Source organism: Frateuria sp., from assembly GCF_035943815.1.
Classification (GTDB): Bacteria; Pseudomonadota; Gammaproteobacteria; order Xanthomonadales; family Rhodanobacteraceae; genus Frateuria_A.
In genome coordinates, this window is the sequence record NZ_DASZBU010000005.1 from 357,288 (window position 1) to 383,562 (window position 26,275).

The 26,275-nt window shown below is 69.8% G+C and carries 27 protein-coding genes and 1 pseudogene; 17 read left to right on the forward strand and 11 right to left on the reverse strand.

The window, feature by feature from the left end; all coding sequences use genetic code 11:
• Positions 1–144: 144 nt before the first annotated feature.
• Genes VGU65_RS03245 through VGU65_RS03270 form a run of 6 tightly spaced genes read left to right on the forward strand, consistent with a single transcriptional unit; the run spans position 145 to position 7,104 of the window.
• Entirely contained in the window at positions 145–1,140 is a 996-nt protein-coding gene (locus VGU65_RS03245) for an AAA family ATPase (protein WP_327472821.1), read from the forward strand.
• A complete protein-coding gene (locus tag VGU65_RS03250) occupies positions 1,140–2,060 on the forward strand; it encodes a DUF58 domain-containing protein (RefSeq protein WP_327472823.1) in 921 nt (306 codons plus the stop codon). The genes VGU65_RS03245 and VGU65_RS03250 overlap by 1 nt, the downstream gene beginning before the upstream one ends.
• Positions 2,057–2,542, forward strand: a complete 486-nt coding sequence (locus tag VGU65_RS03255) for a DUF4381 family protein (protein ID WP_327472824.1) — start codon at positions 2,057–2,059, stop codon at positions 2,540–2,542. Before VGU65_RS03250 ends, VGU65_RS03255 begins: the two co-directional genes overlap by 4 nt.
• Before the next feature lies 1 nt (position 2,543).
• Positions 2,544–3,533, forward strand: coding sequence for a VWA domain-containing protein (locus VGU65_RS03260; RefSeq protein ID WP_414655787.1), 990 nt, complete (start codon positions 2,544–2,546; stop codon positions 3,531–3,533).
• Positions 3,530–5,431 carry a VWA domain-containing protein gene (locus tag VGU65_RS03265; protein ID WP_327472828.1) on the forward strand — a complete coding sequence of 634 codons (1,902 nt, stop codon included), beginning with the start codon at positions 3,530–3,532 and terminating at the stop codon, positions 5,429–5,431. The genes VGU65_RS03260 and VGU65_RS03265 overlap by 4 nt, the downstream gene beginning before the upstream one ends.
• Positions 5,428–7,104, forward strand: coding sequence for a BatD family protein (locus VGU65_RS03270; protein ID WP_327472830.1), 1,677 nt, complete (start codon positions 5,428–5,430; stop codon positions 7,102–7,104). Before VGU65_RS03265 ends, VGU65_RS03270 begins: the two co-directional genes overlap by 4 nt.
• On the opposite strand, the gene VGU65_RS03275 is transcribed toward VGU65_RS03270, so the two are convergent.
• Complete coding sequence (locus VGU65_RS03275; protein WP_327472832.1) at positions 7,091–7,615, reverse strand: O-acetyl-ADP-ribose deacetylase; 525 nt, start codon at positions 7,613–7,615, stop codon at positions 7,091–7,093. The two genes, VGU65_RS03270 and VGU65_RS03275, sit on opposite strands and share 14 nt — an antisense overlap.
• A 58-nt stretch (positions 7,616–7,673) precedes the next feature.
• Here VGU65_RS03275 and VGU65_RS03280 point away from each other — a divergent pair, with 58 nt between their 5' ends.
• Together VGU65_RS03280 and VGU65_RS03285 are read left to right on the forward strand one after the other, a co-directional pair.
• Positions 7,674–8,129, forward strand: coding sequence for a MarR family winged helix-turn-helix transcriptional regulator (locus tag VGU65_RS03280; RefSeq protein WP_327472833.1), 456 nt, complete (start codon positions 7,674–7,676; stop codon positions 8,127–8,129).
• Positions 8,130–8,435: 306 nt separating this feature from the next.
• Positions 8,436–8,825 carry a hypothetical protein gene (locus VGU65_RS03285; RefSeq protein WP_327472834.1) on the forward strand — a complete coding sequence of 130 codons (390 nt, stop codon included), beginning with the start codon at positions 8,436–8,438 and terminating at the stop codon, positions 8,823–8,825.
• Positions 8,826–8,869: 44 nt separating this feature from the next.
• Here the strand turns inward: VGU65_RS03285 and VGU65_RS03290 are convergent, their stop codons facing one another.
• From VGU65_RS03290 to VGU65_RS03300, 3 genes are all read right to left on the reverse strand, one after another.
• Positions 8,870–10,306, reverse strand: coding sequence for a M20/M25/M40 family metallo-hydrolase (locus tag VGU65_RS03290; RefSeq protein WP_327472835.1), 1,437 nt, complete (start codon positions 10,304–10,306; stop codon positions 8,870–8,872).
• Positions 10,307–10,428: 122 nt separating this feature from the next.
• Positions 10,429–10,827, reverse strand: coding sequence for a large-conductance mechanosensitive channel protein MscL (gene mscL, locus VGU65_RS03295; RefSeq protein ID WP_327472837.1), 399 nt, complete (start codon positions 10,825–10,827; stop codon positions 10,429–10,431).
• A 46-nt stretch (positions 10,828–10,873) separates the two neighbouring features.
• Positions 10,874–11,560, reverse strand: a complete 687-nt coding sequence (locus tag VGU65_RS03300; protein WP_327472876.1) for a fumarylacetoacetate hydrolase family protein — start codon at positions 11,558–11,560, stop codon at positions 10,874–10,876.
• A gap of 25 nt (positions 11,561–11,585) precedes the next feature.
• Here VGU65_RS03300 and VGU65_RS03305 point away from each other — a divergent pair, with 25 nt between their 5' ends.
• The 5 genes from VGU65_RS03305 to VGU65_RS03325 all read left to right on the forward strand — a co-directional run bounded on the left by VGU65_RS03305 (position 11,586) and on the right by VGU65_RS03325 (position 16,589).
• On the forward strand, positions 11,586–11,783 hold the full coding sequence (locus tag VGU65_RS03305; protein ID WP_327472838.1) for a hypothetical protein: 198 nt from the start codon (positions 11,586–11,588) through the stop codon (positions 11,781–11,783).
• Positions 11,784–12,006: 223 nt separating this feature from the next.
• Positions 12,007–13,242 carry an efflux RND transporter periplasmic adaptor subunit gene (locus tag VGU65_RS03310; protein WP_327472839.1) on the forward strand — a complete coding sequence of 412 codons (1,236 nt, stop codon included), beginning with the start codon at positions 12,007–12,009 and terminating at the stop codon, positions 13,240–13,242.
• 65 nt (positions 13,243–13,307) lie between these two features.
• The gene (locus tag VGU65_RS03315; RefSeq protein WP_327472840.1) at positions 13,308–13,994 is read left to right on the forward strand and encodes an ABC transporter ATP-binding protein; all 687 of its coding nucleotides are present in this window, start codon (positions 13,308–13,310) and stop codon (positions 13,992–13,994) included.
• A gap of 10 nt (positions 13,995–14,004) precedes the next feature.
• Complete coding sequence (locus tag VGU65_RS03320; RefSeq protein WP_327472842.1) at positions 14,005–15,171, forward strand: ABC transporter permease; 1,167 nt, start codon at positions 14,005–14,007, stop codon at positions 15,169–15,171.
• An 80-nt stretch (positions 15,172–15,251) separates the two neighbouring features.
• Positions 15,252–16,589: an ABC transporter permease gene (locus VGU65_RS03325; RefSeq protein ID WP_327472878.1), complete on the forward strand. Its 1,338-nt coding sequence runs from the start codon at positions 15,252–15,254 to the stop codon at positions 16,587–16,589.
• Between the two features lie 49 nt (positions 16,590–16,638).
• On the opposite strand, the gene VGU65_RS03330 is transcribed toward VGU65_RS03325, so the two are convergent.
• The 5 genes from VGU65_RS03330 to VGU65_RS03350 all read right to left on the reverse strand — a co-directional run bounded on the left by VGU65_RS03330 (position 16,639) and on the right by VGU65_RS03350 (position 20,952).
• Entirely contained in the window at positions 16,639–18,054 is a 1,416-nt protein-coding gene (locus VGU65_RS03330) for a short-chain fatty acid transporter (RefSeq protein ID WP_327472844.1), read from the reverse strand.
• Between the two features lie 148 nt (positions 18,055–18,202).
• On the reverse strand, positions 18,203–19,117 hold the full coding sequence (gene yedA / locus VGU65_RS03335) for a drug/metabolite exporter YedA (protein ID WP_327472846.1): 915 nt from the start codon (positions 19,115–19,117) through the stop codon (positions 18,203–18,205).
• 27 nt (positions 19,118–19,144) lie between these two features.
• A complete protein-coding gene (locus VGU65_RS03340) occupies positions 19,145–19,525 on the reverse strand; it encodes a VOC family protein (protein ID WP_327472848.1) in 381 nt (126 codons plus the stop codon).
• 206 nt (positions 19,526–19,731) lie between these two features.
• A complete protein-coding gene (locus tag VGU65_RS03345) occupies positions 19,732–20,604 on the reverse strand; it encodes a methylated-DNA--[protein]-cysteine S-methyltransferase (RefSeq protein WP_327472849.1) in 873 nt (290 codons plus the stop codon).
• A gap of 72 nt (positions 20,605–20,676) precedes the next feature.
• A complete protein-coding gene (locus tag VGU65_RS03350; RefSeq protein ID WP_327472850.1) occupies positions 20,677–20,952 on the reverse strand; it encodes a hypothetical protein in 276 nt (91 codons plus the stop codon).
• 75 nt (positions 20,953–21,027) lie between these two features.
• Between VGU65_RS03350 and VGU65_RS03355 the strand changes: the two genes are divergently transcribed.
• Positions 21,028–21,369, forward strand: a complete 342-nt coding sequence (locus tag VGU65_RS03355) for a Rieske (2Fe-2S) protein (RefSeq protein ID WP_327472851.1) — start codon at positions 21,028–21,030, stop codon at positions 21,367–21,369.
• 201 nt (positions 21,370–21,570) lie between these two features.
• Here VGU65_RS03355 and VGU65_RS03360 read toward each other — a convergent pair whose 3' ends face one another.
• Complete coding sequence (locus VGU65_RS03360; RefSeq protein ID WP_327472853.1) at positions 21,571–22,656, reverse strand: polysaccharide biosynthesis/export family protein; 1,086 nt, start codon at positions 22,654–22,656, stop codon at positions 21,571–21,573.
• Between the two features lie 90 nt (positions 22,657–22,746).
• Positions 22,747–23,010 carry a hypothetical protein gene (locus VGU65_RS03365; protein ID WP_327472855.1) on the reverse strand — a complete coding sequence of 88 codons (264 nt, stop codon included), beginning with the start codon at positions 23,008–23,010 and terminating at the stop codon, positions 22,747–22,749.
• Between the two features lie 309 nt (positions 23,011–23,319).
• Here VGU65_RS03365 and VGU65_RS03370 point away from each other — a divergent pair, with 309 nt between their 5' ends.
• The 3 genes and pseudogenes from VGU65_RS03370 to VGU65_RS03380 all read left to right on the forward strand — a co-directional run.
• Positions 23,320–23,754 (forward strand): low molecular weight protein-tyrosine-phosphatase, encoded by a 435-nt coding sequence (locus VGU65_RS03370; protein WP_327472856.1) that lies wholly within the window; start codon positions 23,320–23,322, stop codon positions 23,752–23,754.
• A 25-nt stretch (positions 23,755–23,779) separates the two neighbouring features.
• Entirely contained in the window at positions 23,780–25,996 is a 2,217-nt protein-coding gene (locus tag VGU65_RS03375; protein WP_327472858.1) for a polysaccharide biosynthesis tyrosine autokinase, read from the forward strand.
• A gap of 42 nt (positions 25,997–26,038) precedes the next feature.
• A pseudogene (locus VGU65_RS03380) lies at positions 26,039–26,275 on the forward strand (UDP-glucose 6-dehydrogenase); the annotation flags it as partial.

Genomic DNA, 26,275 nt, shown 5'->3' on the forward strand with positions numbered 1-26,275 from the left:
GCGGCCTCGGCCGCCCTTCCTGCTTTCGGCCCTGCGGATTTTTGCCGGCCGCATGCAATCCGGCACACGTGGGCTCTCCGCCCTCGCCCGTAAACTTCCGGCCGTTGCCGCGGTCATTACCGCGTTACTCCTTACGGACCGCCGATGGATACTCCGCATACCGCTTCGCCGAACCGCCTGCAGCAAGCCTTCGTGCATCTGCGCGAGGAATTGCAGCGCGACGTGATCGGCCAGCCGCACCTGATCGAATGCCTGCTGATCGCCCTGCTGGCCGATGGCCACCTGCTGGTCGAGGGCGCGCCGGGCCTGGCCAAGACCACGGCGGTGAAGGCGCTGGCCGCGCGCATCGAGGCGGACTTCCACCGCGTGCAGTTCACCCCCGATCTGCTGCCGGCCGATCTCACCGGCACCGACGTGTTCCGGCCGCAGGCGGGCAGCTTCGAGTTCGAGCGCGGTCCGCTGTTCCACAACATCGTGCTGGCCGACGAGATCAACCGCGCGCCGGCCAAGGTTCAGTCGGCGCTGTTGGAGGCGATGGCCGAACGCCAGATCACCGTGGGCCGCAGCACCTGGCGCCTGCCGGACCTGTTCCTGGTGATGGCCACGCAGAACCCGATCGAGCAGGAAGGCACCTTCGCGCTGCCCGAGGCCCAGCTCGACCGCTTCGTGATGCACGTGACCATCGGCTATCCGGACGCCGCCTCGGAGCTGGCCATCCTCAAGCTGGCCCGGGAGCAGGCGCGCCGCGCGCTGCATCCGGCCGTGCCGCCGCATGCGCTGCTAAGCCAGGCTGACGTGTTCGCCGCCCGCGACGCAACGCTGGCGGTGCACGTGGCGCCGGCGCTGGAGGAGTACCTAGCGCAACTGGTGCTCGCCACGCGGGACGCCGGCCGCTATGGGCCGGAACTCAAGCGCTGGATCGCCTGGGGCGCCAGCCCGCGCGCCACCATCGCGCTGGACCGTTGCGCCCGTGCGCATGCCTGGCTGGCGGGGCGCGACTACGCACTGCCCGAAGACGTGCACGGCATTGTGCACGAAGTGCTGCGCCATCGCGTGCTGCTGAGCTACGAGGCCGAGGCCGAGGGCGTGCGCAGCGACCAGGTGATCGACCGCCTGCTGGATCTCGTGCCGCTGCCGTGATGCCGGTGCCGCCCGTGCGAGCCGATGGCGACGGCCGTGTGACGGTTTCGCTGGCCGAATTGCTCGCGTTGCGCGGGCGCATCGGGCGCGTTCGCCCGGCGCCGCTGGACAGCCGCGCACTGCCGGCCGGCCAGCGCTCCAGCCGCCTGTACGGCCGCGGCATGGACTACGCCGAATCGCGCGTCTACCAGCCCGGCGATGACGTGCGCCGGCTCGACTGGCGCCTCACCGCCCGCAGTGGCGAGCTGCACACCAAGCTGTTCCAGGAGGAGCGCGAGGGACGCCTGCTGATATTGCTTGATACTCACGCCGGCATGCGCTTCGGTACCCGCGTGCGCTTCAAGTCGGTGCAGGCGGCGCGCGCCGCCGCACTGGCGGGCTGGTACGCGGCGCGTGCCGGCGAGCGGGTAGGTGCGCTGTCATTCGGCGGCAGCCGCCGCCTGCTCAAGCCACAGGGCGGCACGCACGGCGCGGTCGTCCTGTGCGGCACCCTGTCGGCCTGGGATGCCGAAGCGGGCGAGGCGACCGAACCGCTGTCCGAAGCGCTCGCGCGTGCCGGGCGCCTGCACGGCGCCAACCGCGTCTTGCTGATCAGCGACGGCTGGAGCTGCGACGAGGCGGCGCGAGCACGCCTGCGCGACGTGGCGCAGCACGCCCGCGTTGCCGTACTGGTGGTCGCCGATGCACTCGAGCTCGCGCCCGCGCCGCCGGGACGCTATCCGTTCGAACACGATGGCGAACGCCGCGAGATCGACCTGCATGGCGCGCGCGAGCGCAGCGAGTTCCAGCAGGCGCTCGGCGCCGGCCAGGAGCACCTCGTCGCGTTGGCACGATCACTGGGGCTGCCCTGGCGAAACATCGACACCGCGGCCGATCCGCTGGCCGCGGTCACCGCCTTGCTGGGGGCGAGGTCGCGATGACCATGCAGCCCGACGGCCCCGTCCTGCGCGACATCCACGTGCCCCCGGCGCCCCCGTGGTGGCCGCCTGCGCCAGGCTGGTGGCTGCTTGCCGCCTTGGTGCTGATGGCGATCGCCACGGGCGTGATGGTGTGGCGGAGCGCGCGGCGTCGGCGCCGGCGATGCGATCGCGTGCTGGCCGAAGTCGACATGCTGGCCGCGCTCCATGGCGGCGATACCCAGCTGCTGGCCACCGGCCTGCACCAGCTGCTGCGGCGCGTGGCGAGGAAATACGACCCGACGGCCGCACGGCTGCGCGGGGAGGCCTGGCGCGAAGCGCTGGCGCGCGTGCCGGTGGCTGCGGACACGCTGCACCGCTTGCTTGCGCTGGAGCAGGCGATGTACCGGCCGCTGCCCTACGACACCGATGCCACGCTCAGTGCGGTGCGCGACTGGCTGCGCGCCGCGCTCGCCAGCGAGCAGCGGAGGGTGCGGCGTGCCTGATCTGTCCTGGCCCGAGTTCGCCTGGCCTTGGGTGGTCGTACTGTTGCCGCTGCCCTGGCTGCTTCGCCGCTGGCTGCGCCCGCTGCCCCCGGGCCAGGCCCTGCACCTGCCGCACCCGGGCGTGGCGCTGGCCGCGGTCGAGCGGCGGCCCGTCCGCGGCGCCCGTGGCTGGTGGCTGGCGCTGGCCTGGCTGTGTTTGCTCGCCGCGGCGGCGCGGCCGCAATGGGTGGGGCCGCCGGAGGCGCAGCAGCGCAGCGGCCGCGCGATGCTGCTGGCCGTGGACCTCTCCGGCAGCATGCGCACCGACGACATGCAACTGGCCGGGCAGAGCGTCAGCCGCTTCGAGGCGGTCGAGGCGATCGCCAGCGACTTCATCGCACGCCGTGCCGGCGACGAACTGGGCTTGGTGCTGTTCGGCAGCCGCGCCTTCCTGGTCACGCCGTTGACCTACGATCTTGACGCCGTGCGCGCGCAGCTCAAGGGCGCTGCGGTAGGCCTGGCCGGCACCGAAACGGCGATCGGCGATGCGATCGCGGTGGCGGTCAAGCGCCTGGCCGGCCTGCCGCAGCAGGCGCGCGTGCTGGTGCTGCTGACCGACGGCGTCAACAATGCAGGCAGCATCGCGCCGGAGCAGGCCGCCGCCGCAGCCAAGGCCGCCGGCGTGCGCATCTACACCATTGGCATCGGCGCAACGCAGATGCGCGTGCCGGACTTCTTCGGCATGCGCATGGTCAATCCATCGGCCGACCTGGACGAGGCCATGCTGACGAAGATCGCCGACGGCACCGGCGGACGCTACTTCCGCGCTACCGACACGCGCGAGCTGGCCCAGGCCTACCAGGCGATCGATGCGTTGGAGCCGATGCCGCAGCACGGCCCGGCGCTGCGCCCGCGGCACGAGCTGTTTCGCTGGCCGCTGGGCCTGGCGATGCTGCTGCTGGCGGGCCTCCTGCTGGCCCAGGTCCGCAGTGCGCGGGAGCAGATGGCATGAGCGAGGCGCTGCACCAGTTCCATTTCCTGCGCGCCGACTGGCTGTGGCTGCTGCTCGCGTTGCCCGCGATCGCCTGGCTGGCGGCTCGCGCGCAGGGCGCGCAGGCGCAGCTGGAACGGCTGGTCGACGCGGACCTGCTGCCGCACCTGCTGCAGGGCCGGCCGCAGCGGCGCGGGGCGCCGTCGTGGTTGCTCGGCATCGGCTGGATGCTGGCCGTGCTGGCGCTGGCCGGCCCGGCCTGGAGCCGCGTGCCGCTACCGCTGTACGCCGACCGCGCGGCGCAGGTGGTGGCCATCTCGTTGTCCCAGCGCATGCTCGCGCGCGATGTCGCGCCGAGCCGGCTCGACCGGGCGCGCTACAAGGCGCGCGACCTGTTTGCCGCCAACCACGGCGGGCTCAATGCGCTGGTCGCCTACGCGGGCGAGGCCTTCGTGGTAGCGCCGCTCACCTCCGACGCCGGCAGCCTCAACGACCTGCTCGATGCCCTCGCGCCCGACACCATGCCGGTAGAGGGCGACAACGCCGCCGCAGCGATAGCGCGCGGCGCGGCGCTGATCCGCGATGCCAAGGTGGGCGGCGGCTCGCTGGTGCTCATCACCGATCGGGCCGGCGCGCAGGCGCAGCAGGCGGCGCGCCAGGCGCGCGCGGACGGTGTGCGCGTCTCGGTGCTCGGCATCGGCACCCCGCAGGGGGCGCCGGTGCCGCTTACCGATGGCGGCTTCCTGCGCGGCGACCGTGGCGAACTGGCGATGGCCGGACGCGACGACGCCGCACTCGCGGCGCTCGCCGCGGCCGGCGGCGGCCAGTACGTGCCGATGCGCGAGGATCGCGCCGACGTCCAGACCCTGGCCGGACAACTGCGCACCGGCGAGGCTGACATCGCCAGCGGCCTGGCCGGCGCGCAATGGGAGGATCGCGGCCCCTGGCTGCTGCTGCCGCTGCTGCCGCTGCTGGCGCTCGCCTTCCGTCGCGGCTGGCTGGTGCTGCTGGCGCTGGTGCTGTTGCCGGCACTGCCGGGCCGGGCACACGCCGGCACCTGGCAGGACCTGTGGCAACGCCGCGACCAGCAGGCCGCGCAAGCACTGCGCGAAGGCCACGCGAAACAGGCCCGCACGCTGGCGCGCGATCCGGCCCTGCGCGGCGCCGCCGCCTATCGCGCTGGCGACTACGACGCGGCGATCGAGGCCTTGCAGCCGCTCGACACCGCCGATGCGCAATACAACCTCGGCAACGCGCTGGCCAAGGCCGGCCGCTATCAGGACGCGCTCGCCGCCTACGACCGCGCGCTCGCGCGTGACCCGGCTGATGCGGACGCCAAGGCCAACCGCCAGGCGGTGGAAGGCTGGCTGCGTCGCCAGCCGCCGAAGCAGGATGCGTCCTCCGACGCGCGGAACCAGGGCGGCGGCCAGTCCTCGAAGAAATCCCAACAAGGACAGGGCGAGGAGCAGTCCAAGAAGGACAGCCAGGGTAATCGCCAGGGCGAGCAGCAGGATGGCCGGCAGGACAGCCAGGGCAAGCAGGGGCAGGGCCGGCAGCCGCCGAATGCGCAGGGTGGCGAAGATCGCGCCGGACGCGATGGCTCGCGCGCGCAGGAGCCCGCGGCCAGCCGTCCGTTGACGCAGCAGCAGCAGGCCGAGCAACAGGCGCGCACCGCACGCGCCGGCCAGGCGCTCAAGCAGCAGATGGACCAGGCGCTGGGCGCGGCGGCCAGGAAGCAGGGCAGCGAGCATCAGCTGGGCGCGCTGGACCAGGACGATCCGCAGGCGCGCCTGCCCGCCGAGCTGCGCCAGGCGCTGCAGCGCGTACCGGACGATCCGGGCGCGCTGCTGCGGCGCAAGTTCGAGCTGGAGTACCGCCAGCGCCATGGTGCCGCCACCACCGAGGACGACCTGCCGTGAGGCGCTGCGCCGTACTGCTGCTGTTCCTGCTGTTGCCGGTGCTGGCGCATGCCGCAAGCGTGCAGGCCTCGCTGGATCGAACCCAGGTGCAGCTGGGTGAAACCGTCACGCTCAACCTGCGGGTCGAGGGCGGTGGCATGGCGCAGGCGCCGGACCTGTCCGCGCTGGCGGCCGACTTCGAGGTGCTGGGGAGCTCGAGCAACACCAGCGTGAGCATCGTCAATGGCCAGCGCAGCGCCCAGTTCACCGTGGGCATCGCGCTGCGGCCCCGCCACGTCGGGCAGTTGTCGATCCCGTCGCTGGACTTCGCCGGAGCGCGCACACAGCCGCTCACGCTCACCGTCACCGCGCCCGACCCCTCCACCGCGGCGAACAGCGGCAAGCCGGTCTTCCTGGAGGCCAACGTCGACCAGGGCCACGTACGCGTGGGGCAGCAGTTGCTGTTCACGGTGCGCCTGTACCTGGCCGGCACGCTGAGCAACGGTTCGCTGAGCGAACCGCAGTTGCCCGGCATCGATGCGCGGCGGCTGGGCGACGACCTGGATTACGACGTGGTGCGCGGCGGCCGCGCCTACCACGTGATCGAGCGGCGCTATGCGCTGATCCCCCAGCAGGCGGGAACCATACAGTTGCCGGCGGTGACTTTCCAGGGCGAGCTGATCGACCCGGCCGATCCCGACAGCTTCTTCGCCATGGGCACGCCCACCAGCGCGGCCTCGCCGCCGGTGACGATCCAGGTGGACGCGCCGCCGCCGCATTGGGGCAGCAGCGCCTGGCTGCCGGCGCGCGGGCTGAGCCTTACCCTGGACGGGTTACCGGCGGACGGCAAGGTACGTGTCGGCCAGCCGCTTGACCTGGTGATGACGCTGCAAGCCACCGGCCTGCCGTACGAGGCCTTGCCGGCGCTGAGTCTGCCGGATCTGGACGGCGCCACGGTCTATCCCGACAAGCCGGTGACCGGCACGCGCAACGACGGCCACTGGCTGATCGGCCGCCGCCAGCAGACCTTCGCGGTGGTGCCCGGCCGCACGGGCACGCTCACCCTCCCTGCCGTCACGCTGAAGTGGTGGAACGTTGAGACCGGCCAGGCAGAAGAAGCGCGCATTCCTGCGCACGTGCTGACGGTGCTGCCTGCCGCGGCAGGCGGATCCGCGCCGGCCGCCCCGGCGCCGGCTGCTTCGGCACCCGTGCCCTCGAAGACGCCGGCCTCGTCGCCATCGCCGGCATCGGGCGCGCATCCACTGCCCTGGCGGGGGGCCGTACTCGTGGCGGCGGCGCTGGTGCTGGTAGCCGGTGCGCTCGCCGTGTGGTGGGCGTGGCGCCGCCGTCCCCGTGTCGATCGGGCGGCGCATGCCCCCACCCACCGCGGCTTGCGCGCGGCCTTCCTCGCGGCTGCGCGCGGCGACGACACGGCCGCGCAGTCGCATGCACTGCTCGCATGGGCGCGCGCGGAACGGCCGGGCCTGGCGAACCTCGGCGCGCTGGCCGACGCGCTCGCCTCGGCGAGCCAGCGAGAGGCCATCGATCATCTGCAGCGGCGTCGCTTCGCCACCGACGGGAACGCGGCGTCGCCCGACCTGGCGGCGGCCTTCGCCCGGGGCTTCCAGTGGCGCGACGGCCCGCCTGGCGAGCAACCGCCGCTGCCGCCGCTCTACCCGTTCAAGCTGCGTTGAAGACGCGCTGCCACAGTGCGGTCATGGCCTCGTTGAGGAAGCACAGACGTACCTCCAGTGCCGGCATCGCCTCGGAGAGCGTGTTGCGCAGGCTGGTGCGGGCGACCTCGGCCGCCAGCTCCGGCGGATAGCCGTAGGCGCCGCAACTGATTGCCGGGAACGCGATCGAGCGCAGCCCGTGCGCGCGCGCCAACCGCAGCGAGCGGCGGTAGCAGGCGGCCAGCAGTTGCGGTTCGTCGTGGTCGCCGCCCTGCCACACCGGCCCCACCGTGTGGATGACGTGGGCGGAGGCCAGGTCGAAGCCGGGCGTGATGCGCGCCTCACCGGTGGGGCAGCGCACGCCGGGTGCGACTTCCGGCAGCGCGCGGCAGGCCTCGAGCAGCTGCGGGCCGGCGGCGCGATGGATCGCGCCATCGACCCCGCCGCCGCCGAGCAGGCTGCGGTTGGCGGCGTTGACGATGGCGTCGACGGCAAGATGGGTGAGGTCGGCGGTGAGCAGGCTGATCGACATGGGGCGTATGTTTCGCGCGGGCGGCGCTTTATCCTTGGGCGTAGGGACGGGAGATCACATGAAACCTGAAGACATTCCGTTCGGTTACCTGCTCAGCGATGTGACCCTGCTGTTCCGCAAGCATTTCGATCGCCGCGCCGTGCGCTTCGGCCTGACCCGCGCGCAATGGCGGGCGATCAAGATGCTGCACCACCGCGAGGAGGATCTGCGGCAGACCGAACTGGCCGAATACCTGGAGATGGAACCGATCGCGGTAGGCCGCGTGATCGATCGGCTGCAGGCGGCCGGCTTCGTCGAACGCCGTCCGGATCCGAAGGACCGTCGCGCCTGGCGATTGCACCTGACGCCGCGTGCGCGTGCGGTGATCGACGACATGCAGGAGATCGGCCGCGGCCTGCGCAAGGACGCCACCGCCGGGATCAGCGCCGAGGAACTGACCCAGGCGCTGGCGGTGATCGGCCGCATCAAGGACAACCTGCAGGCACTGGACCAGGGCGAAGCCGGCCAGGACTGAAACCGCCCGGGCCGGGACGGCGATGCCCCATGGCAGGGGCCGAGGGTGGCCGCCTTCGGTCCAAACGTCATGGCCGGTAAATCGGGTGCCGCTTGCCGCGTTATGGCAGGTCCGCATCGCGTCAGGCGAACGCCACGGCCTGCATCTCCCCAATCGACGTTGGCGTGTCGCCGAAAAAAAACCTCCCCGCCATTGCCGTCCTCGTGCTCGTCGCCTTGGGCGCGCGCTATGAATGGCACCGCCGGCGGCTACGACGGCAGCCAAGGTCATGCGCTAGGGTAGCGAAGTCAGTTCACGGAGCGGGCCATGTCGCGCGTCACCCTCGCCGCACTGGCGACCCTTTTCACCCTGGCCGGCGCCGGTTGCGCGGCCCGCGCAAGCGAGCCCGGCCTGCTCGACGATGCGGCGCTCGCGATCTATGCGGCTCGACCGTTCGACAAGCGGGCGATGATGGGCCAGACGGTCGAGCTCGGCCGCAACCACGGCATGTCGGTGGTGGCGGAGTTCCCCTGTGCGGACGTCTGCCCGCAATACACCGTGCGGATCATCCACTACCGCCTGCCCGCGGGCGCCGACTGTGCAGGCGCGGGCGGGATCCTGAAGAGCGTACTGGTGCCGGTGGCGATCGCCGCGCTGCCCAAGGATTTCTGCGTGCCGAAGGTGCTGGCTGGCAGCGGCGACTACTACACGCGCTGACCTCCAGCCCGCTTCCCCGGGCGCCGGGGAAGCGGGGGCGTGCATCAGTCGCCCGCACCGTCGTTGGCGAAGGCACCTGGTGCCGAGCCGAAGTCGCCGTCGGCCTGCGCGGCCATGTACGAGAATGCTGCGTACACCGCCACGTTCTGCGCCATGTCCTTCGGGTCGATCTTGTCCAGCGTGTCGGCGGCCGTGTGATGCCAGTCGAAGTAGTCGGTGCCGTCCTGCGTGAGCGACAAAGCGGCCATGCCCTTGCCGTGCATCTGCGACAGGTCCGAGCCACCGCCACCGGGCCGCTTGGCGTCATAGGCCACGCCGACCGGCGCCAGCACCTTGGCGATCTGCGCGATCGCGCCGCGGGCTTCGGGCTTCACGCTCGCGCTCATGCGCCAGACCTTCCCGGCGCCGAAGTCGGATTCGGTGCCGAGCTGGAACTTGCCCACCTCGCCGGCATGCTTCTCCGCGTAGGCGCGGCCGCCCCACAGCCCCATTTCCTCGTTGGCGAAGGCGATCACGCGGATGGTGCGGTCCGGACGCTGCGGCAGGTCGCGGATCAGCTTGCCGGCAGCCATGGCGATGGCCACGCCGGCGCCGTCGTCGATCGCGCCGGTGCCGGGATCCCATGAATCGAGGTGGCCGCCGATGGCGACCACCTGGTCGGGATGCTTCGCGCCGGTGATCTCGCCGATCACGTTGGTGCCGGTGTATTGCCCCTCGATGCCGCAGTCGAGGTCGAGCCGGACCGTGACCGGCTTGCCGTAGCCGAGCGCGCGCTCGAGCTGGTCGGCGTCCGGGTTGGACACCGCGGCGGCGGGGATCGTGTTGGACGGATCGCGGAAGCCGGTCACGCCGGTGTTCGGCGTACGGCTGTGCGGATCGGTGCCGACGGTGCGCAGCAGGTAACCGACCGCACCCTTGGCCTGCGCCACTACCGGGCCCTGCACGCGGATCGGCGAGCCGGTGCCGTAGTCGTGGCCGTCCTTGTAGCGATGCATGCGGAAGTCGACGAACACGATCTTGCCCTTGACCGTGGACGGGTCGGCCGCCTTGAGCGCGTCGAGGCTCTCGAACCTGACGATCTGCGCGGTGAGCCCTCCCTTGGGCGTGCCCGGCGAATACCCCAGCGCGGTCAGCACCATGGCCTGCGGGAACGGCGATACGATCGCGCCGTGCTCGCTGCGGCGCACCCACTTGGGATAGGTCACCGGCTCGGTGTAGACCTTGTCGAAGCCCAGCGCCTTGAACTTGGCGATCGCCCAGTCAACGCCGCGCTGGTCGGCCGGACTGCCGGCAAGACGCGGACCAACCTCGGTGGTCAGCGATTGGACGATTCGGTAGCCGGTGTCATCGTGCAACGCCTTGTCGCGCAGCCGTTCGGCCGTCTTTACGGCCGCGGCGGGAACGATGGTGTCGGCGGCACAGGCGACGCCGCTGGCCAGCATCAGGCTGGCGGCGAGCAGGGTGAGGGAAGGACGGCGCATCGGGGACTCCACATGGGATGAACGCCCGATTATTGGGGTCGCGGCCGTTGGCGGCGTAGGCCAGAAGTCATGAAGACCGGGGGAACGGGGGCGGCCTTCCTTTCCCGTTCCCCTCCCGGTGCCTACTGTCTGGCCTTCAGCAGATCGCGGATCTCGGTGAGCAGCACCACGTCCGGCGGGACGGCAGGTTTCGCCTCTTCCCTGCGGCTGAGACGGTTGATCGCCTTGACCATCAGGAAGATCACGAAGGCGATGATCAGGAAGGTGATCACCGTATTGATGAAGGCGCCGTACTGGATCGCCACCTCGGCGGTCTTGGTCGCCGGATCGGCCGGTTTGAGCACCCATTTGAGCTGCGAGAAGTCGATGCCGCCGGTGAGCCAGCCGATCGGCGGCATGATCACCTGGTCGACCAGCGAACTGACGATCTTGCCGAACGCGCCGCCGATCACCACGCCTACGGCCAGGTCGACCACGTTGCCGCGCATGGCGAATTTCTTGAATTCCTCCAACATGCTCATGCCAGATCCTCCGGTTGCTGTTGATGGTCCAGGTGCGGCCGGCGGCTTACACGATCCGGCCTTCCAGCGTGGCGATGCCCTCCAGTTCGGCGTGGAAGCGGTCGCCGCGCTGCAACGCCGCCACGCCGGCCGGCGTGCCCGTGAAGATCAGGTCGCCCGGCTTCAGTTCGAAAAGCTTCGAGAGCGCCGCGATGATGGAAGGCACGTCGTGCACCATCGCCTCCAGCGCCGATTGCTGGCGCAGCTCCCCGTTCACCACGAGGCTCAGGCGCGTCCGCGGCCCCGGCCGGCCACGCTCGGCCGGGCACAGCGCCGACACGGGTGCGGAATGGTCGAACGCCTTGGCCACGTCCCAGGGATGGCCCTTGGCCTTGGCCTGCGCCTGCAGATCGCGGCGGGTGAGGTCCAGCCCCACGCCGTAGCCGAAAATCAGCGACGAGGTCTGCTCCGGCGCAATGTCGCGCCCGCCAGCGGCGAGCGCTACCACCATCTCCACCTCATGGTGCAGCTCGGCGGTGGCCGAAGGGTAGGGCACGTCCGCGCCATCGCCCACCACGGCGTCGGCCGGCTTGCAGAAGAACATCGGCTGCTCGCGGTCCACGGTGGCGCCCATCTCGCGCGCGTGGTCGGCGTAGTTGCGGCCGATGCAGAAGATGCGGCGGACCGGGAAACGGGCATCGCTGCCGGTTACTGGCAGGCTCGCGGGCGTGGGGGCTTCGATGACGTAGCGCATCGATCTAGCGTAGCGCAGCATGCGCATGAGCGCGCACCGCACGCGGGCCACGGCTGCTGTCGACGCCAGCGTGGCACCTGGGGACGTAACGGACGTGCGGGGCTTCGGTGGCGATGGCAACACGCTGGTGCACGTGCCCTGCATACCCTCGTCGGACGAGGCAGGTTGGACCGTGCGCTCGGGTATGGGTTGCAGCTCCAGCCGGCCCACGGCCAATACGTGATCGCGGTTGCTCTCCTGCTGCGCTACCCGACCTCTCCAAGGCGGCGATCGATGAGGCCATGCAACGCTCGCCCGGGCGGTCCAGGCCGCCTCCCGCAGCCGCGTGCTCTGCGGCTGACCACGCCCGGCTGACATCTGTCATTCGCGATGGCTGATGCGCCGCGCTGTTGCGTAGTGCAAGCTTGCCGCATCGTTGGCAGGTGCAAACGGACGGCAGGTGGGGCGTGGACAACAGGGATCTGCTCAGGCAGCTGAAAATCGATCATGGGCAGCGCGAAGCGGTGCATGCGGCACCGGCGCGCTGGCCCTGGATCGTCGGTGCGGTGGTGCTGGTGTCGCTGGCCTTGGGCGCGGGTGGCTGGTGGCTTCTCACGCAGCGCGCCGTCGCCGTGCGCATCGCCACGGCCACCGCGGCCGGCAAAAACGGCGAGAGCGGGGCGATCCTGCAGGCCACCGGCTACGTCACCGCGCGGAGGCAGGCAACGGTGTCGGCGCAGATCACCGGGACGCTCACCCAGGTGCTGATCGAAGAGGGCGACCACGTCCGCAAGGGCCAGGTGCTGGCCCGACTGGAGGACAGCGCCTACCGCGCCAACCTCGACGCAGCGCAGGCCAGCGCGCGGGCCGCGCAGGCGCAGGTCAGCCAGCTGCAGGCACAACTGGCGCAGGCGCAGCACGATGCGGCGCGGCAGGATGCGCTGGTCGACCGCGGTCTGGTCGCCAAGCAGGTCGCCGAGCAGGCGCATACCCAGGTCGAGGCGCTGGCCGCGCAGGTGACCGCGCAGCGCAAGCAGGCGGAAGCCGCGCAGGCGCAGGCCCAGGTCGCCCAGGTCAACTACGACTACACCGTGGTGCGCGCGCCGTTCGACGGCGTGGTCACCGACAAGTCCGCGCAGGTCGGCGAGATCATCTCGCCGCTCTCGGCCGGCGGCGGGTTCACCCGTACCGGCGTGGGCACGATCGTCGACATGGACTCGCTCGAGGTCGACGTCGACGTGAACGAGGCCTACATCGGCCGCGTCAAGCCCAACATGGCCGCCGAGGCGGTGCTCGATGCCTACCCCGACTGGCGCATTCCCGCCCACGTGATCGCGATCGTGCCCGCCGCCGACCGCGGCAAGGCCACGGTCAAGGTGCGCGTGGCGCTGGAGGCCAAGGACGCGCGCATCGTGCCGGACATGGGCGTGCGCGTCTCGTTCCTCGAGGCCAAGCCCGCGGCGGTCGTGCAGGCGCCACGCGGCGTGCTGGTGCCCGCCTCGGCCATCGCACAGCGCGACGGCCACGAGGTGGTGTTCGTGGTGCAGGACGGGCGCGTGCAGGAACGCCGGGTGCAGCCGCGCCCCATGGGCGAGCAGCGCCTGCTGCCCGACGGCGTGCAGCCCGGCGATACGGTGGTGGTCTCGCCGCCGGCCGCACTGCGCGACGGCGCCGCCGTGGAAGTCGAAAACAAGTCGTCCTGATCGTCGAGGTTGCAGCAGGACGCTCCTGCGGCAGCGAGCCACACGTTTCGAACCTGGAGAGAACCATGGGCAACCTGATCGAAATCCGCGACCTGGCCAAGGTCTATGCGCGCGGCAAGCAGAAGGTCGAGGTGCTGCACCACATCGACCTGGCCATCGCCGCGGGCGACTTCCTGGCGCTGATGGGCCCTTCCGGCTCGGGCAAGACCACCCTGCTCAATCTGATCGGCGGGCTGGACACGCCCAGCGCCGGCAGCATCAGCGTGGGCGGCCAGCGCATCGACCAGCTCGGCGCCGGCGCGCTGGCCAAGTGGCGGGCGGCCAACGTCGGCTTCGTGTTCCAGTTCTACAACCTGATGCCGATGCTCTCGGCGCAGCGCAACGTCGAGCTGCCGCTGCTGCTGACCAAGCTGTCGGCCAGCGAGCGGCGCCAGCGCGCGTCGATCGCCCTGCAGCTGGTCGGCCTGGCCGATCGCGCCTCGCACAAGCCCGGCGAGCTCTCCGGCGGCCAGCAACAGCGCGTGGCGATCGCCCGCGCGATCGTCTCCGATCCCACCCTGCTGGTCTGCGACGAGCCGACCGGCGACCTCGACCGCCAGTCCGCCGAGGACGTGCTGGGCCTGCTGCGCACGCTCAACCGCGAGCACGGCAAGACCATCGTGATGGTCACCCACGATCCCAAGGCCGCCGAGTACGCCAACCACACGCTGCACCTGGACAAGGGCACGCTGGTCGAGCAGGCGATCGCCTAAGGAGGCTCGCATGAAATACCTTCACCTGATCTGGGCCGCGCTGTTTCGTCGCAAGACGCGCACCCTGCTGACGCTGGTGTCGATCCTCACCGCGTTCCTGCTGTTCGGCATGCTCGACGGCGTGCGCACCAGCTTCGCCAACGTGGGCAAGAGCGCCGCCGGCGCCAAGCGGCTGCAGACCGGCTCCAAGCTCTCCTTCATCGAGACCCTTCCGCAGTCGCTGCAGGCGCGCATCGCGCAGGTGCCGGGGGTCAAGGACGTGGCCTACGCCAACTGGTTCGGTGGCGCCTACCAGGACCCGCACAACCAGGTCTTCAGCTTCGCGGTCAGCCCCAACTACATCGACCAGTACCCGGAAGTGGGCGTCACGCCGGCCGAGCGCAAGGCCTTCGATGCCACCCGCACCGGCGTGCTGGTTGGCGACGCGCTGGCCAAGAAATACCACTGGAAAGTGGGCGACAAGCTGCCGCTGCAGTCGAACATCTTCCCCAACCGCGACGGCAGCAAGAACTGGAGCTTCGACATCGTCGGCATCATTCGGGCGACCAAGCCGGACGACAACCAGTTCCTGCAGGGCGTGGTGCTGATGCACTGGAAGTACTTCGACGAATCCAATCCCTACAACCGCGGCCAGGTCGGCTGGTACGTCAGCTCGGTGGCCGACGCCAGCCAGTCCGATCGCGTGGCCAAGGCGATCGACGCGCTTTCGGCCAACTCCGACCACGAGACCAAGACCATGACCGAACAGGCCGCGATGGCCTCGTGGATGAAACAGATGGGCAACATCAGCTTCATCGTGATCTCGATCATGGGCGCAGTGTTCTTCACCCTGCTGCTGCTGACCGGCAACACCATGGCGCAGGCGGTGCGCGAGCGCACCTCCGAGCTGGCCGTGCTCAAGACGATCGGCTTCTCCAGCGCCGCCGTGCTGGGGCTGGTGCTGGCCGAATCGGTGCTGCTGGTGCTGCTGGGCGGCGTGATCGGCCTGGGGCTGGCCGCGCTGCTCGGTCCGATCATGAGCGCCGGCAGCGGCGGCATGCTCAACATGCCGCCGGTGGGCGCGGCCAGCTGGGCGATCGGCGTCGGCCTGATGGTGGGCATCGGCCTGCTGGTGGGCGTGCTGCCCGCGCTGCGCGCCATGCGCCTGAACATCGTCGACGCGCTGGCCGGGCGCTGAGGGAGAGGACTATGAAGAGTCATGTGATCTACCTGATCGTCCTCGCCATCTGTATCGCCCTCGGCTTCTTGCTCGGGTTGATGGCCCGCCGTCGCCCGCGGTTGCGGAGAGCTTTGGCGAACGTCGGTCTGTTGCTGCTGCTCGCCGCATCGTTGGCGGTGTGGGTCAGGCTGCCCTGGTACGGCGCCATCGCGCTGGCTGTGCTGCTCGCGTTGTGGATGACGCTGTTTCGTCGCGGCCGCCAGGCCGCCTCCGTGACCGCGGTAGGCATCAGCACGCTGCGTGACCGGCTGAGCTCGTCGGCGGTGATCGTGGTCGGCATCGCCGGTGTGGTGGCGGTGCTGGTGTCGCTGCTGGCGATGGGCGTGGGCTACCGCGAGACGCTGAGCAAGAGCGGCAGCGCCGATACGGCGGTGGTGATGCGCGGCGGTTCGGCCTCCGAGGTTTCCTCGGTGCTCGACCATGCCAGCGTGACGGCGATCGCCGAGGCGCCGGGCATCGCCCGCGATGCGGCGGGCAAGCCGATCGCCTCGCCGGAGCTGGTGGTGGCGGCCAATCTGCCGCTCAAGGACGGCAGCGGCGACGACGGCAGCGTGCAGGTGCGCGGCGTCGGCGACGAGGCCTGGACCTTGCGTCCGGAGGTGAAGATCATCGCCGGCCGCAAGTTCAAGCCGGGCCTGCGCGAACTGGTCGCGGGCAAGGGCGCGCAGCGCCAGTTCGCAGGACTCGAGCCCGGGCACGAGATCAAGCTGGGCAGCCAGACCTGGACCGTGGTAGGCATCTTCGACTCGGGCAACGCGCTCGGTTCGGAACTGTGGGGCGACGCCGACATCATCGCCTCGGCCTACCGCCGTGGCAGCTCGCGCACCTCGGTGTTCGTGCGCCTGACCGACGCCACGGCCTTCGGCGCATTCAAGGCCGCGCTGGCGGGCGATCCGCGCCTGCAGGTGGACGCCGACACCACGCTGAACTACTTCAGCAAGCAGTCCGAGGGCTTCACCAAGGCGATCAGCATCATCGGAATGATCGTGGGCGGCATCATGGGCATCGGCGCGGTGTTCGGGGCGCTCAACACCATGTTCGCCGCGGTCGCATCCCGGGCACGCGAGATTGCCACCTTGCGCGCGATCGGTTTCCGCGGGCCGCCGGTGGTGGTGGCGGTGATGCTGGAGACCATGCTGCTTGCGGCGTTGGGTGGTCTGCTCGGCGGACTGCTCGCGTGGGCGCTGTTCAACGGTTACAGCGCCTCCACGCTGACCCAGGGCACCGTGGGCTCGCTGAACTTCCAGCTGCGCGTGACGCCGGCCCTGTTGTGGACGGGGCTGAAGTGGGCGCTCGCCATCGGCTTCATCGGCGGCCTGTTCCCCGCCGTGCGCGCCGCGCGCCTGCCGGTGACCACCGCGCTGCGCGAGTCCTGACGGCGCGCGGCCATGGATGCAGGAGTCCGCTTGCGGGCTCCTGCGCCGGCTACGGCATCACCGGCGGCAGGTAGTTCAAGGTCAGCCCCAGCGCCCACAGCAGCCCCAGTACCAGCGGCACGTGCACCAGCAGCTGCATGAAGGTGAAGCCGACCACGTCGCGCGCCTTCAGGCCGAGCACGCCCAGCAGGGGCAGCATCCAGAACGGGTTGATCAGGTTGGGCAGCGCCTCGGCGGCGTTGTAGACCTGGACCGCCCAGCCCAGGTGCACGTGCAGGTCGTTCGCCGCCTGCATCACGTAGGGCGCCTCGACCAACCACTTGCCGCCGCCGGAAGGCACGAAGAAGCCCAGCACCGCCGAATAGGCGCCCATCACCAGCGGGAAGCTGTCCGTAGTGGCGACATGCACGAACAAGGCCGAAAGCCGGTGGGCGAGCGTGGCGCCGCCGCTGCCCGGCGCATGGGTGAGCAGGGCGGCGATGCCGCCGTACAGGGGAAACTGGATCAGCACGCCGGCCGTGCTCGGCACCGCGCGCGTCACCGCGTCGAGGAAGCTGCGCGGGCGCCAATGCAGCAGCAAGCCGACGGTGAGGAACAGGAAGTTGTACGTATTGAGGTTGGCGATCGCGCTGACCGCCGGCTTGCCCGCGAACTCGTAGCCCAGCCAGCCCAGGCCGAGCAGGCCGATCAGCACCGACAGCAGCGGGCTGTACTCCAGCCATTCGCCCGGCCGCGTGCGCGGTGGCAGCGGCGGCGTGGCTGTGGATGTCTCCACGCCGAAATCCTGCCCGGTGAGCGCATGGGCGTCCGAGGGAGCGGTGAGCCAGCACACCAGCAGGGAAGCGAGCACCAGTGCCGCGGTCAGCGTGATCGACTGCCACAGGAAGATGGTCTGGCCGAAGGGCAGCACGCCGGTGATCGCCAGCAGCCCCGGCGGCATGCTGGCGGGATTGGCCTGCAGCTGCGCGGCGGATGACGAAAGGCCCATCGCCCACACTGCGCCCAGGCCCAGGTAGGCGGCCGCGCCGGCGGCGCGGTAATCCATGCGCAGGTCGCCGCGGCGCGCCAGTGCGCGCACCAGCAGGCCGCCGAACACCAGCGAGAAGCCCCAGGACAGCAACGAGGCCAGCATGCTCACCAGCGCCACGTAGCAGATCGCGCCGCGGCCGCTGCGCGGCACCCGCGCGAGCAGGTCGATCAAGCGCGCCACCAGCGGAGCGGTCGCCAGCACGTAGCCGCCGATCACCACGAAGGCCATCTGCATGGTGAACGGGATCAGGCTCCAGAAGCCGTCGCCGAAGGCTTTCACCGCCGCCGCCGGCGGGGCGCCGAACGCCAGCGCCGCCAGCGCCACGATCACCACGCCGAGCGCGGCGAACACCCAGGCATCGGGAAACCAGCGCTCGGACCAGGCCGCGCTGCGCAAGGCGGCGCGCGCCAGCCAACCTTCGCCTGCTGCATGCATGTCCGTTCCCCTTGCGGTAGCCCGGGGCATGGTCGCGCGCGGGCCGGTACCCGGCAAGCCGACCATGGTGGCGGCCGCGTCTTCCGCTGGCGCCGCCGCGGTGGGCCGAATCCGCCGCCCGGTGGGCGGCAGGATTCCGCGACGCTGCCTAGCCGCGCGCGCCGCGCTGCCTGGCCAGGGTGATCACGCCCACGCCGAGCAGGATGATCGCCATGCCGGCCAGGTCGAACGTCCCCACGTGCTCGCCGGCCAGCCAAACGCCGAACAGCACCGCCACCGGCGGATTGACGTAGGCGTAGCTGGTCGCCAGCGCGGGGCGGGCGTGCTTGAGCACGTACAGGTAGGCGCTGAAGGCGACGATCGATCCGAAGATGGCCAGGTAGACCACTGCCGCGGTGGCGCGCAGGGTGGGGTGCGCCGGCAGGTGTTCGCCGGTGCCGAAGCCGACCAGCAGCAGCGCGACACTGGCGCAGAGCATCTGCGCGGCGGTGTTCATCGGGCCGGCGGGCATGTCCTGGCGCTTGCTCCAGGCCGAGCCGAAAGCCCAGCACATCGCCGCCATGATCAGCGCGAGCGCGCCGAGCCGCGAGCCGGACAGCCCGCTGCCGAGGTTGAGCACGACCACGCCGACAAAGCCGACCAGCAAGCCGACCGCCTCGCGCCGGCTGGGCCACTGTCCGTACATGCCGGAGAACACCGCAGCGAACAGCGGCATGCTCGCCACCGCCACCGCGGCAATGCCTGAGCTCACGGTTTCTTCCGCGAAGCACACCAGACCGTTGCCGCCCAGCAACAGCAGCACGCCAGTGACCGCCGCGTTGCGCCACTGCCGCCGAGTCGGCGGAGCGATGCCGCGCAGGCGCAGGAAGGCGTACATCGCCAGGCCCGCGCCCAGGAAGCGTACCCCGGCGAGCAGGAACGGCGGATAGCTCTCCAGCGCGAAGCGGATGCCGAGGTAGGTCGAACCCCAGATCAGGTACAGCGCGAGCAGCGCGACCGGGATCAGCAGGCGCGGGTTGTCCAGCGTGCGCGGGACGGTGGCGGGTTGTTCGATGGCGGACATGGCGTGCGTACGTGGCGGGAAAACGGGTCAGGCGCCCAGGTGGGTGCCGATCCACCAGAGATTGCCCTCGGCGTCGCGCAGGTCGGCCGTGCGGTCGCCGTAGGGCTGGTCGGTCGGCGGCGATACGCTTTCCGCGCCGGCAGCCAGTCCGCTGGTGTAGCAGGTATCGGCGTCGGGCACGTAGCCGTGGGTCGAGCCGCACAGAGATGCGGCGAGGCCGGTGCGTTCGCCGATCATCACCAGCGAATCCTCGATGCGCACCTCGGCGCGCATGACCGATCCGACTTCGCGTGTCTTGCGGTAAAGCTCCTGCGCGCCGAACGAGGCGGCGAGAAACCCCGGCATGCCTCGTGCGTCGGCCACCAGCAGGCAGGGCGAGACGGCGGGGTGGTCGGCAGGCTTGTGCACGGGATTCCTGGGATGTGGAAAGACGGGCAGATGGCGACCGGCCGGTGTGCAGCCTCGCGCCCTGGGGATGGCCCAAGTGCGCACGATAGCCCGGGTGCGGCTGCTACGGTAGCGAGCCCCTTGCAAGGCAGCCTTGAGCGCTCGTCAAGCAGCGCCGGTTCCATCGGCCGGAGAACCGCCTGGCTCGGGAAGCGGCGCGGGAACTTTCAGCCAGCCCGCTGCTTGGCTGGGAGCGGCTGCCGCGTGCGGGTGCGCTCGCGCGCCAGCAGTTCGCGCTTGCGCTCCACGCCCCAGCGCCAGCCGCCCAGTGAGCCGTCCTCGCGCACCACGCGGTGGCAGGGCACGATCAGCGCGAGCCGGTTGTTGCCGCAGGCGTTGCCGACCGCACGCGCCGCCTTCGGAGTGCCCAGTTCGGCCGCCAGGGCGCGGTAGCTTCGCGTCTGGCCCGCCGGAATGCGGGTCAGTGCGTTCCACACGCGCCACTGGAAGGCCGTGGCGGCGATGTCCAGCGGTGGCATCGCCGGCGCGTCGGCATCGCGCCAGCCCAGTTCGACGGCGATGCGCGCGATCACCGCATCCAGCCATTCCTCGCGGCCCGCGTCGACGCGTTCGCGCGCGGCCTGGGGGAATTCCTCGGCGAGGCGGCGTTCGAGCGAATCGTCATCCTCGCCCAGCGTCACCGAGCAGATGCCGCGCGTGGTGGTGGCCACCAGCAGGCGGCCCAGCGGCGTGGCGATTGTGGTGTAGCGGATGCTGGCGCCGGCGCCGCCGGCGCGGTAGCTGGCCGGGGTCATGCCGAGCAGGCGGTTGCTGTGCTCGTAGACGCGGCTGCCCGAGCCGAAGCCGGCTTCGTACACCGCGTCGGTCACCGCCGCGCCTTCGCGCAGGGCGGCCTTGAACTGGCCGAAGCGGCGTGCGCGGTGGTACTCGGCCGGGCTCATGCCGAAGCGGCGGCGGAAGGCCCGCTGCAGGTGGCTGGGGCTCAGCGCGACGGCGTTGGCCAGGGCGTCCAGGCTGGGAGCGGTTTCGGCCTCGTCGAGCAGTCGGCGGGCCTGTTCGAGCGGTTCGGTGGCGGACATGGCGGCGTTCCTGTTTCCGGATGACGCCAGCCTAGGCAGGGTGGTGCGGGCGGACCATCCGCTTCTTGCGCGTCACCGCGCGGCGGGACGCCCCTCGTGCAACACCACGAAGTCACCCTCCAGCACGGGCGCACGCGCCGCACCGGCCATGGACGCCGCGCGGCCGACCGCGCGTGCGCGGTTCCACTGGCGCAGCGCCAGCCAAAGGCCGCCGCCGACCAGCAACACGCCGGCAACGACCAACCCGAACACCAGCATGGCGCCCAGCAGGACCACACCCACGACCAGCGACAGCGCGCGGGCGAACGGATGGCGGGAACGGTGCAGGGGCAGCTGGTACAGGCGCATGTTAAAAATCCGTGTGGTAAAATCAAGGACTTACGTGCAAACGATGGGGCTTTCGGTCCCGCGAGGCAAGTGCCGATGGATATACCCCCCGGGGCCTTGTGCCGCCTCGACGACATTCCCGATGGCGCTGCCACGGCGGTGGATGCCGTATTGCCCGATGGTCCGGAGAACCTGATCGTCCTTCGCGAAGGTGAGGACGCGCGCGCCTGGATCAATGTCTGCCCGCATGCCGGCCGCCGGCTGGACTGGGCGCCGGGCCAATTCCTGATCAGCCGTGGCACGCTGATCTGCGCCGTGCACGGGGCGAGCTTCCGCACCGGCGACGGCTGTTGCGTGGCCGGCCCCTGCCGCGGCCAGTCCTTGCGGGCCGTGGCCGTGCGGGTGGCGCGCGGGATGGTATGGCTGGCGGGCGATTGATCGCAGCCAGCCGACCTCGAGGGGCACGCGGGTGATCGGCTCCCGCCAGGAGCGCGCTCCGCCCGCCCGCCGGCACTTCCCCCCTGCATTCGCGGGCAGGCTTGAGATGGTTGTTGCGTACCAAAAAAAACGGCCCGGCGCATGGCCGGGCCGTCCTGGTCCCTGCCGGCGAGCTTCCCTGCTCGCCAGCCAAACCTCGCGTCAGGGGTTGTTGACCTTGTCCACCGACAGCGTGGTCTGGTAAATCAGGCCCGACAGCGGCAGCAACTGGCTCAGCACGCGGTTCCACTTGGTGATGCCCGAAGCCCCGACGAACACCACGTCGCCCGGCTCCACCTTGAAGTTGTCCGCCAATGCGAAGGCGGCCGGTGAGCGCGCGTTGAGATGGAACACCTCCGCCGGCGTCTGGCTGAGCTTCTGCGAGCCGCGAATCACGTACACGGAGTTGCCGGAGGCGGTCACCTGGCTGAGGCCGCCGGCGCGGCCCAGCGCCTGGGTCAGGGTCATGTCGGCGGTCTTGAAGGTGAACGCCTGCGGGCGCATCACCTCGCCCATCACATAGACCTCCTTGTTGTCGTTGTAGGGCAGGAACACCTTGTCGCCGGGCTTGAGGTAGATCGACTGGTTGCCCTCGGCCTGGTTGAGCTGGGTCAGGTCCAGCTTGTAGGTCTTGCCGTCGCGGGTCAGGGTCAGGCCCGACAGGTCGGCCTGTTGCGTATCGATGCCGGCGGCGCCGATCGCCTGCGACAGGGTCAGTGGCACGGCGTTGATCACCTGCGCATCGGCGTGCAGGAACGCACCCTCCAGCGTGATGCGGTGGCTGCCGTAGCCGACCACGCTCACGTCCACCTGCGGCTGGCGCACGAAGCTGCCGAGCTTCTTGGTGAGCAGCTGGCGCAGCTCCTCGATGGTCAGCCCGGCTGCCTTGATCGTGCCGGCATACGGATAGAACAGCGTGCCGTCAGGGCGCACCAGGCGACCGTTGGCGACCGTCTGCTGCTGTGAGCCGGCCGGAGAGGTCAGCTCGGGATGGTCCCACACGGTGATGTAGAGCGTGTCACCCGAGCCGATGCGGTAGTCCTCCGGCTGATAGGAGAGCAGTTCCTGCGGGATCGCATCAGCCTGCGCCTGGCCGTTCTCCACCAGCTCGGGCGTGATCTGCACCAGCTTTACGTGGCTGTCCTCGCGCTGCAGCGCGCCCTCGTCCATGCGCTGGCCGGGCACGATCGCGCAGCCGTTCAATACGAGCGCGAAAAGAAGGGTGGCTACTGCGGGTAGCGTTTTCATATTGCGTCCTTTCTCCAGGGGCCGTCGTTGATAATCGTGACGTTTAAATGAACGAGTACGCCACGCCTACCCGTGACATGCCGTATTTGGCTAATGGCGGTGGGTTATGTGGTTGCTCGTTTCGATGCTTTTGGCCGGCCCCGCCTGAGGCGCCAGCGTCGGCATCGCGGTGATGCCGGGGACACCGCGGCCGGCGATGCCACCCAGCAGCGCGGCCGGATTGGTGTCGGTCTGCGCAGGCGCCAGATGGGTCGCTGCTGACGGCGCGACCATGCCGCGTGAAACCTTGTGTGCCAACGCCTGGCCGGCGACGAGTACGCCGGCGAGGGAGAGTGCGAGCTTCAGGATCTTCATGATGTAGGCCCCCCGAAAGTGGACTGTTGCGAAGCGGGCTCGACGACTCTAGCGCGAGGGTTCGTGAATGGAGCGAGAAAGCGGGGTCTGCGAGTTGGCTATTTGGGGGGGCGCTGCAGCGTGAAGAAAAGATCTATCGACCGCGGCATTTTCTTCACGTAAATGAAGGCAATGTCCAACATGATTTTTTCACAGAACAGGAGATTAGACTTCCGGCTTCTTTCCCGCCCGGTTCGGCGTCATCGACGCGTGGATCGATGCGGGATGCGGCAGGGCCGCAGTCCTTTGGGTTTCCGGAGCGTGTGATTCGTGTTCAACAGCATCCTGGTGGTCTGTCTTGGCAACGTGTGCCGCAGCCCGGTGGCGGAGTTCCTGTTCCGCCGCGAACTGGGCGAGCGCGACATCCGCGTCAGCAGCGCCGGACTTGGTGCACTGGTGGGGAGGCCCATGGACGAGAACGCCATCGAGCTGCTCAAGGACGACGGCATCGATGCGAGCGAGCACCGGGCGCGGCAGCTCGAGCCGTCGATGCTCCGCGATGCGGATCTGATTCTCACGATGGAACGCCGCCAACTGAACTCGGTTGTCAGGCTCGCCCCCGAGGCCAGCGGCAAGGTGTTCCTGTTCGACAAATGGCACGACGGCGGCGACGTGCCGGACCCTTATCGATGTTCGCGCCGCGTGTTCAAGCAAGTACACGACTCAATCGAACGTGGCGTCGGCAGTTGGCTGCGCTACTTGTAAACCCCTCCAGCCTAGGAACAGGGCTATGACGACCAAACAGAGTTTCCCGTCCTCACCGCGCCGCGATGACGACATCGACCTGCATGCACTGCTGGGCACGCTGCTCGACCACAAGTGGTTGATCGCCGGCGTCACGGCGGTGTTCTTCGCCATCAGCGTGCTGTACGCGGTGTTGGCGACGCCGATCTACGAATCCACCGCCACCGTGCAGGTGGAGCAGAAGGTTCCCAGCCTCCCGGGCCTGGACGACCTCACCCAGACGCTGGGTGCCTCCACCTCGCAGGCCACCACCGAGATCGCCCTGATCACTTCGCGCACGGTGATCGGGCAGGCGGTGAACAATCTCAAGCTGGACATCACCGTGGAACCGGAGCGGTTCCCGGTGATCGGCGGCTACATGTCGCGGCACTACAACCCGCAGATGCCTGGCGACGTGGCGCCGCCCTTCCTGGGCATGGACGGCTATGACTGGGGCGGCTCGCAGCTGGACGTCTTCCAGCTCGACGTTCCCTCGGCGCTGCTGGACAAGCAGCTGCACGTGGTCGCCGGCCAACATGGCGCCTACACGCTCACCGACGACGATGGCAACACGCTGCTGCAGGGCCGCGTCGGGCAGTCGTCCACCGGCAACGGCATCACCATGCAGGTGCAGTCGCTGCACGCCAACCCCGGCATGGTGTTCGACGTGGCGCGGCATTCGCACCTGAACACCATTGCCTCGCTGCAGAAGGCGGTGCAGGCGGTCGAGGCGGCCAAGGACTCGGGCATCATCACGCTGACCTACGACAATCCCGACCCGGCGCTGGCCACCCAGCTGCTGGACCAGATCAGCACGCTGTACGTACAGCAGAACGTGGACCGCAACTCCGCCGAAGCGGCCAACAGCCTGAAGTTCGTCCGCGAACAGCTGCCCAAGGTCAAGATGGACCTGGAGAAGGCGACCGCCGCACTGAACGCCTTCCAGATGCGCGCGCACTCGGTGGACATCAGCATGCAGACCAAGGGCCTGCTGGACCAGACCGTGGCGCTGGATACGCAGATCGAAAACCTGCGCATGCAGATGGCCGACGTCGAGCGCAAGTTCACCTCCAACCATCCCACCTATCAGGCGCTCGCCGCGCAGATCGGCCAGCTGCAGGGCAAGAAGAACGCGCTGGAGAAGCAGGTCGGCCACCTGCCCGACACGCAGCAGGAACTCCTGCGCCTTACCCGCGACGTGCAGGTCAGCAACGAGACCTACACCAACCTGCTCAACCAGGCGCAGCAGCTTGACATCGCACGCGCAGGCACGGTCGGCAACGTGCGCGTGGTCGATGCGGCGGCTACCAACACCAACAAGCCGGTGTGGCCGCCCAAGATGATCGTTGTGCTGTGCGGCACCATGCTCGGTGGACTGCTGGCGCTCGCCTTCATCTTCATCCGCCAGCTGCTCAACCGCGGCGTCGAAGACCTGGCCGCCATCGAACACGTCGGCCTGCCGGTATATGCCTGCGTTCCGCTGTCGGCTGCCGAGCGGGAGATCTCCTCGCATGGCGGCAAGGTGCGGCGAGGCGCCTACGCCCAACGCCTGCTGGCGCAGAGTGCGCCCGACGACCTGGCGGTGGAGGCATTGCGCAGCCTGCGTACCAGCCTGCACTTCGCCCGCCTGGAGGCCAAGAACAACCTGCTGATGATCTCCAGCCCCGGTCCGTCGGCGGGCAAGACCTTCGTCGGCGCCAACCTTGCGGCGGTGATCGCGCAGGCCGGCCAGCGCGTGCTGTTGATCGACGCGGACATGCGCAAGGGCGCGCTGCACACGGTGCTCGGCGGCCGGCCCGAACAGGGCCTGTCCGAGCTGATCTCCGGGCAGATCGGCCTGTCCGAGGCGGTGCGCACGGTGGAGGGGGCGAGCAACCTCTACTTCGTCGCGCGCGGCAAAGTGCCGCCGAACCCCTCCGAGCTGCTGATGCATGCGCACTTCACCGCGTTGCTGGAGAAGCTCAAGCCGCGCTTCGACCTGATCATCATCGACACGCCGCCGGTGCTGGCGGTGACCGATGCGGCCGTGATCGGCCACCACGTCGGCACCAGCCTCATGGTGGTGCGTTTCGGCGTGAACCAGGCGCGCGAGATCGCGCTTGCCAAGCAGCGCTTCGAGCAGAACGGCGTGCCGGTCAAGGGCGCGATCTTCAACGCGGTCGAGAAGCGCAGCGCGGGCTACTACGCCTATGCGTACTACGAGTACGCCGGTGCCAAGGCCTGATCCGAAGCTCACGCATACCAAGCAAAGGGAAATCGCATGACACTGAAAGTCACGCTCTTCGGCACCGGCTACGTCGGCCTGGTCACGGGCACCTGCCTGGCGGAGATGGGCAACCACGTATTGTGCGTGGACGTGGATACGGCCAAGGTCTCACGCCTGAAGCAGGGCGAGGTGCCGATCTTCGAGCCGGGCCTGGCGCCGATGGTCAAACGCAACTTCGCGGGCGGCCGGCTCGATTTCACGACCGATGCCGCCGCCGGCATCGCCCACGGCGAGGTG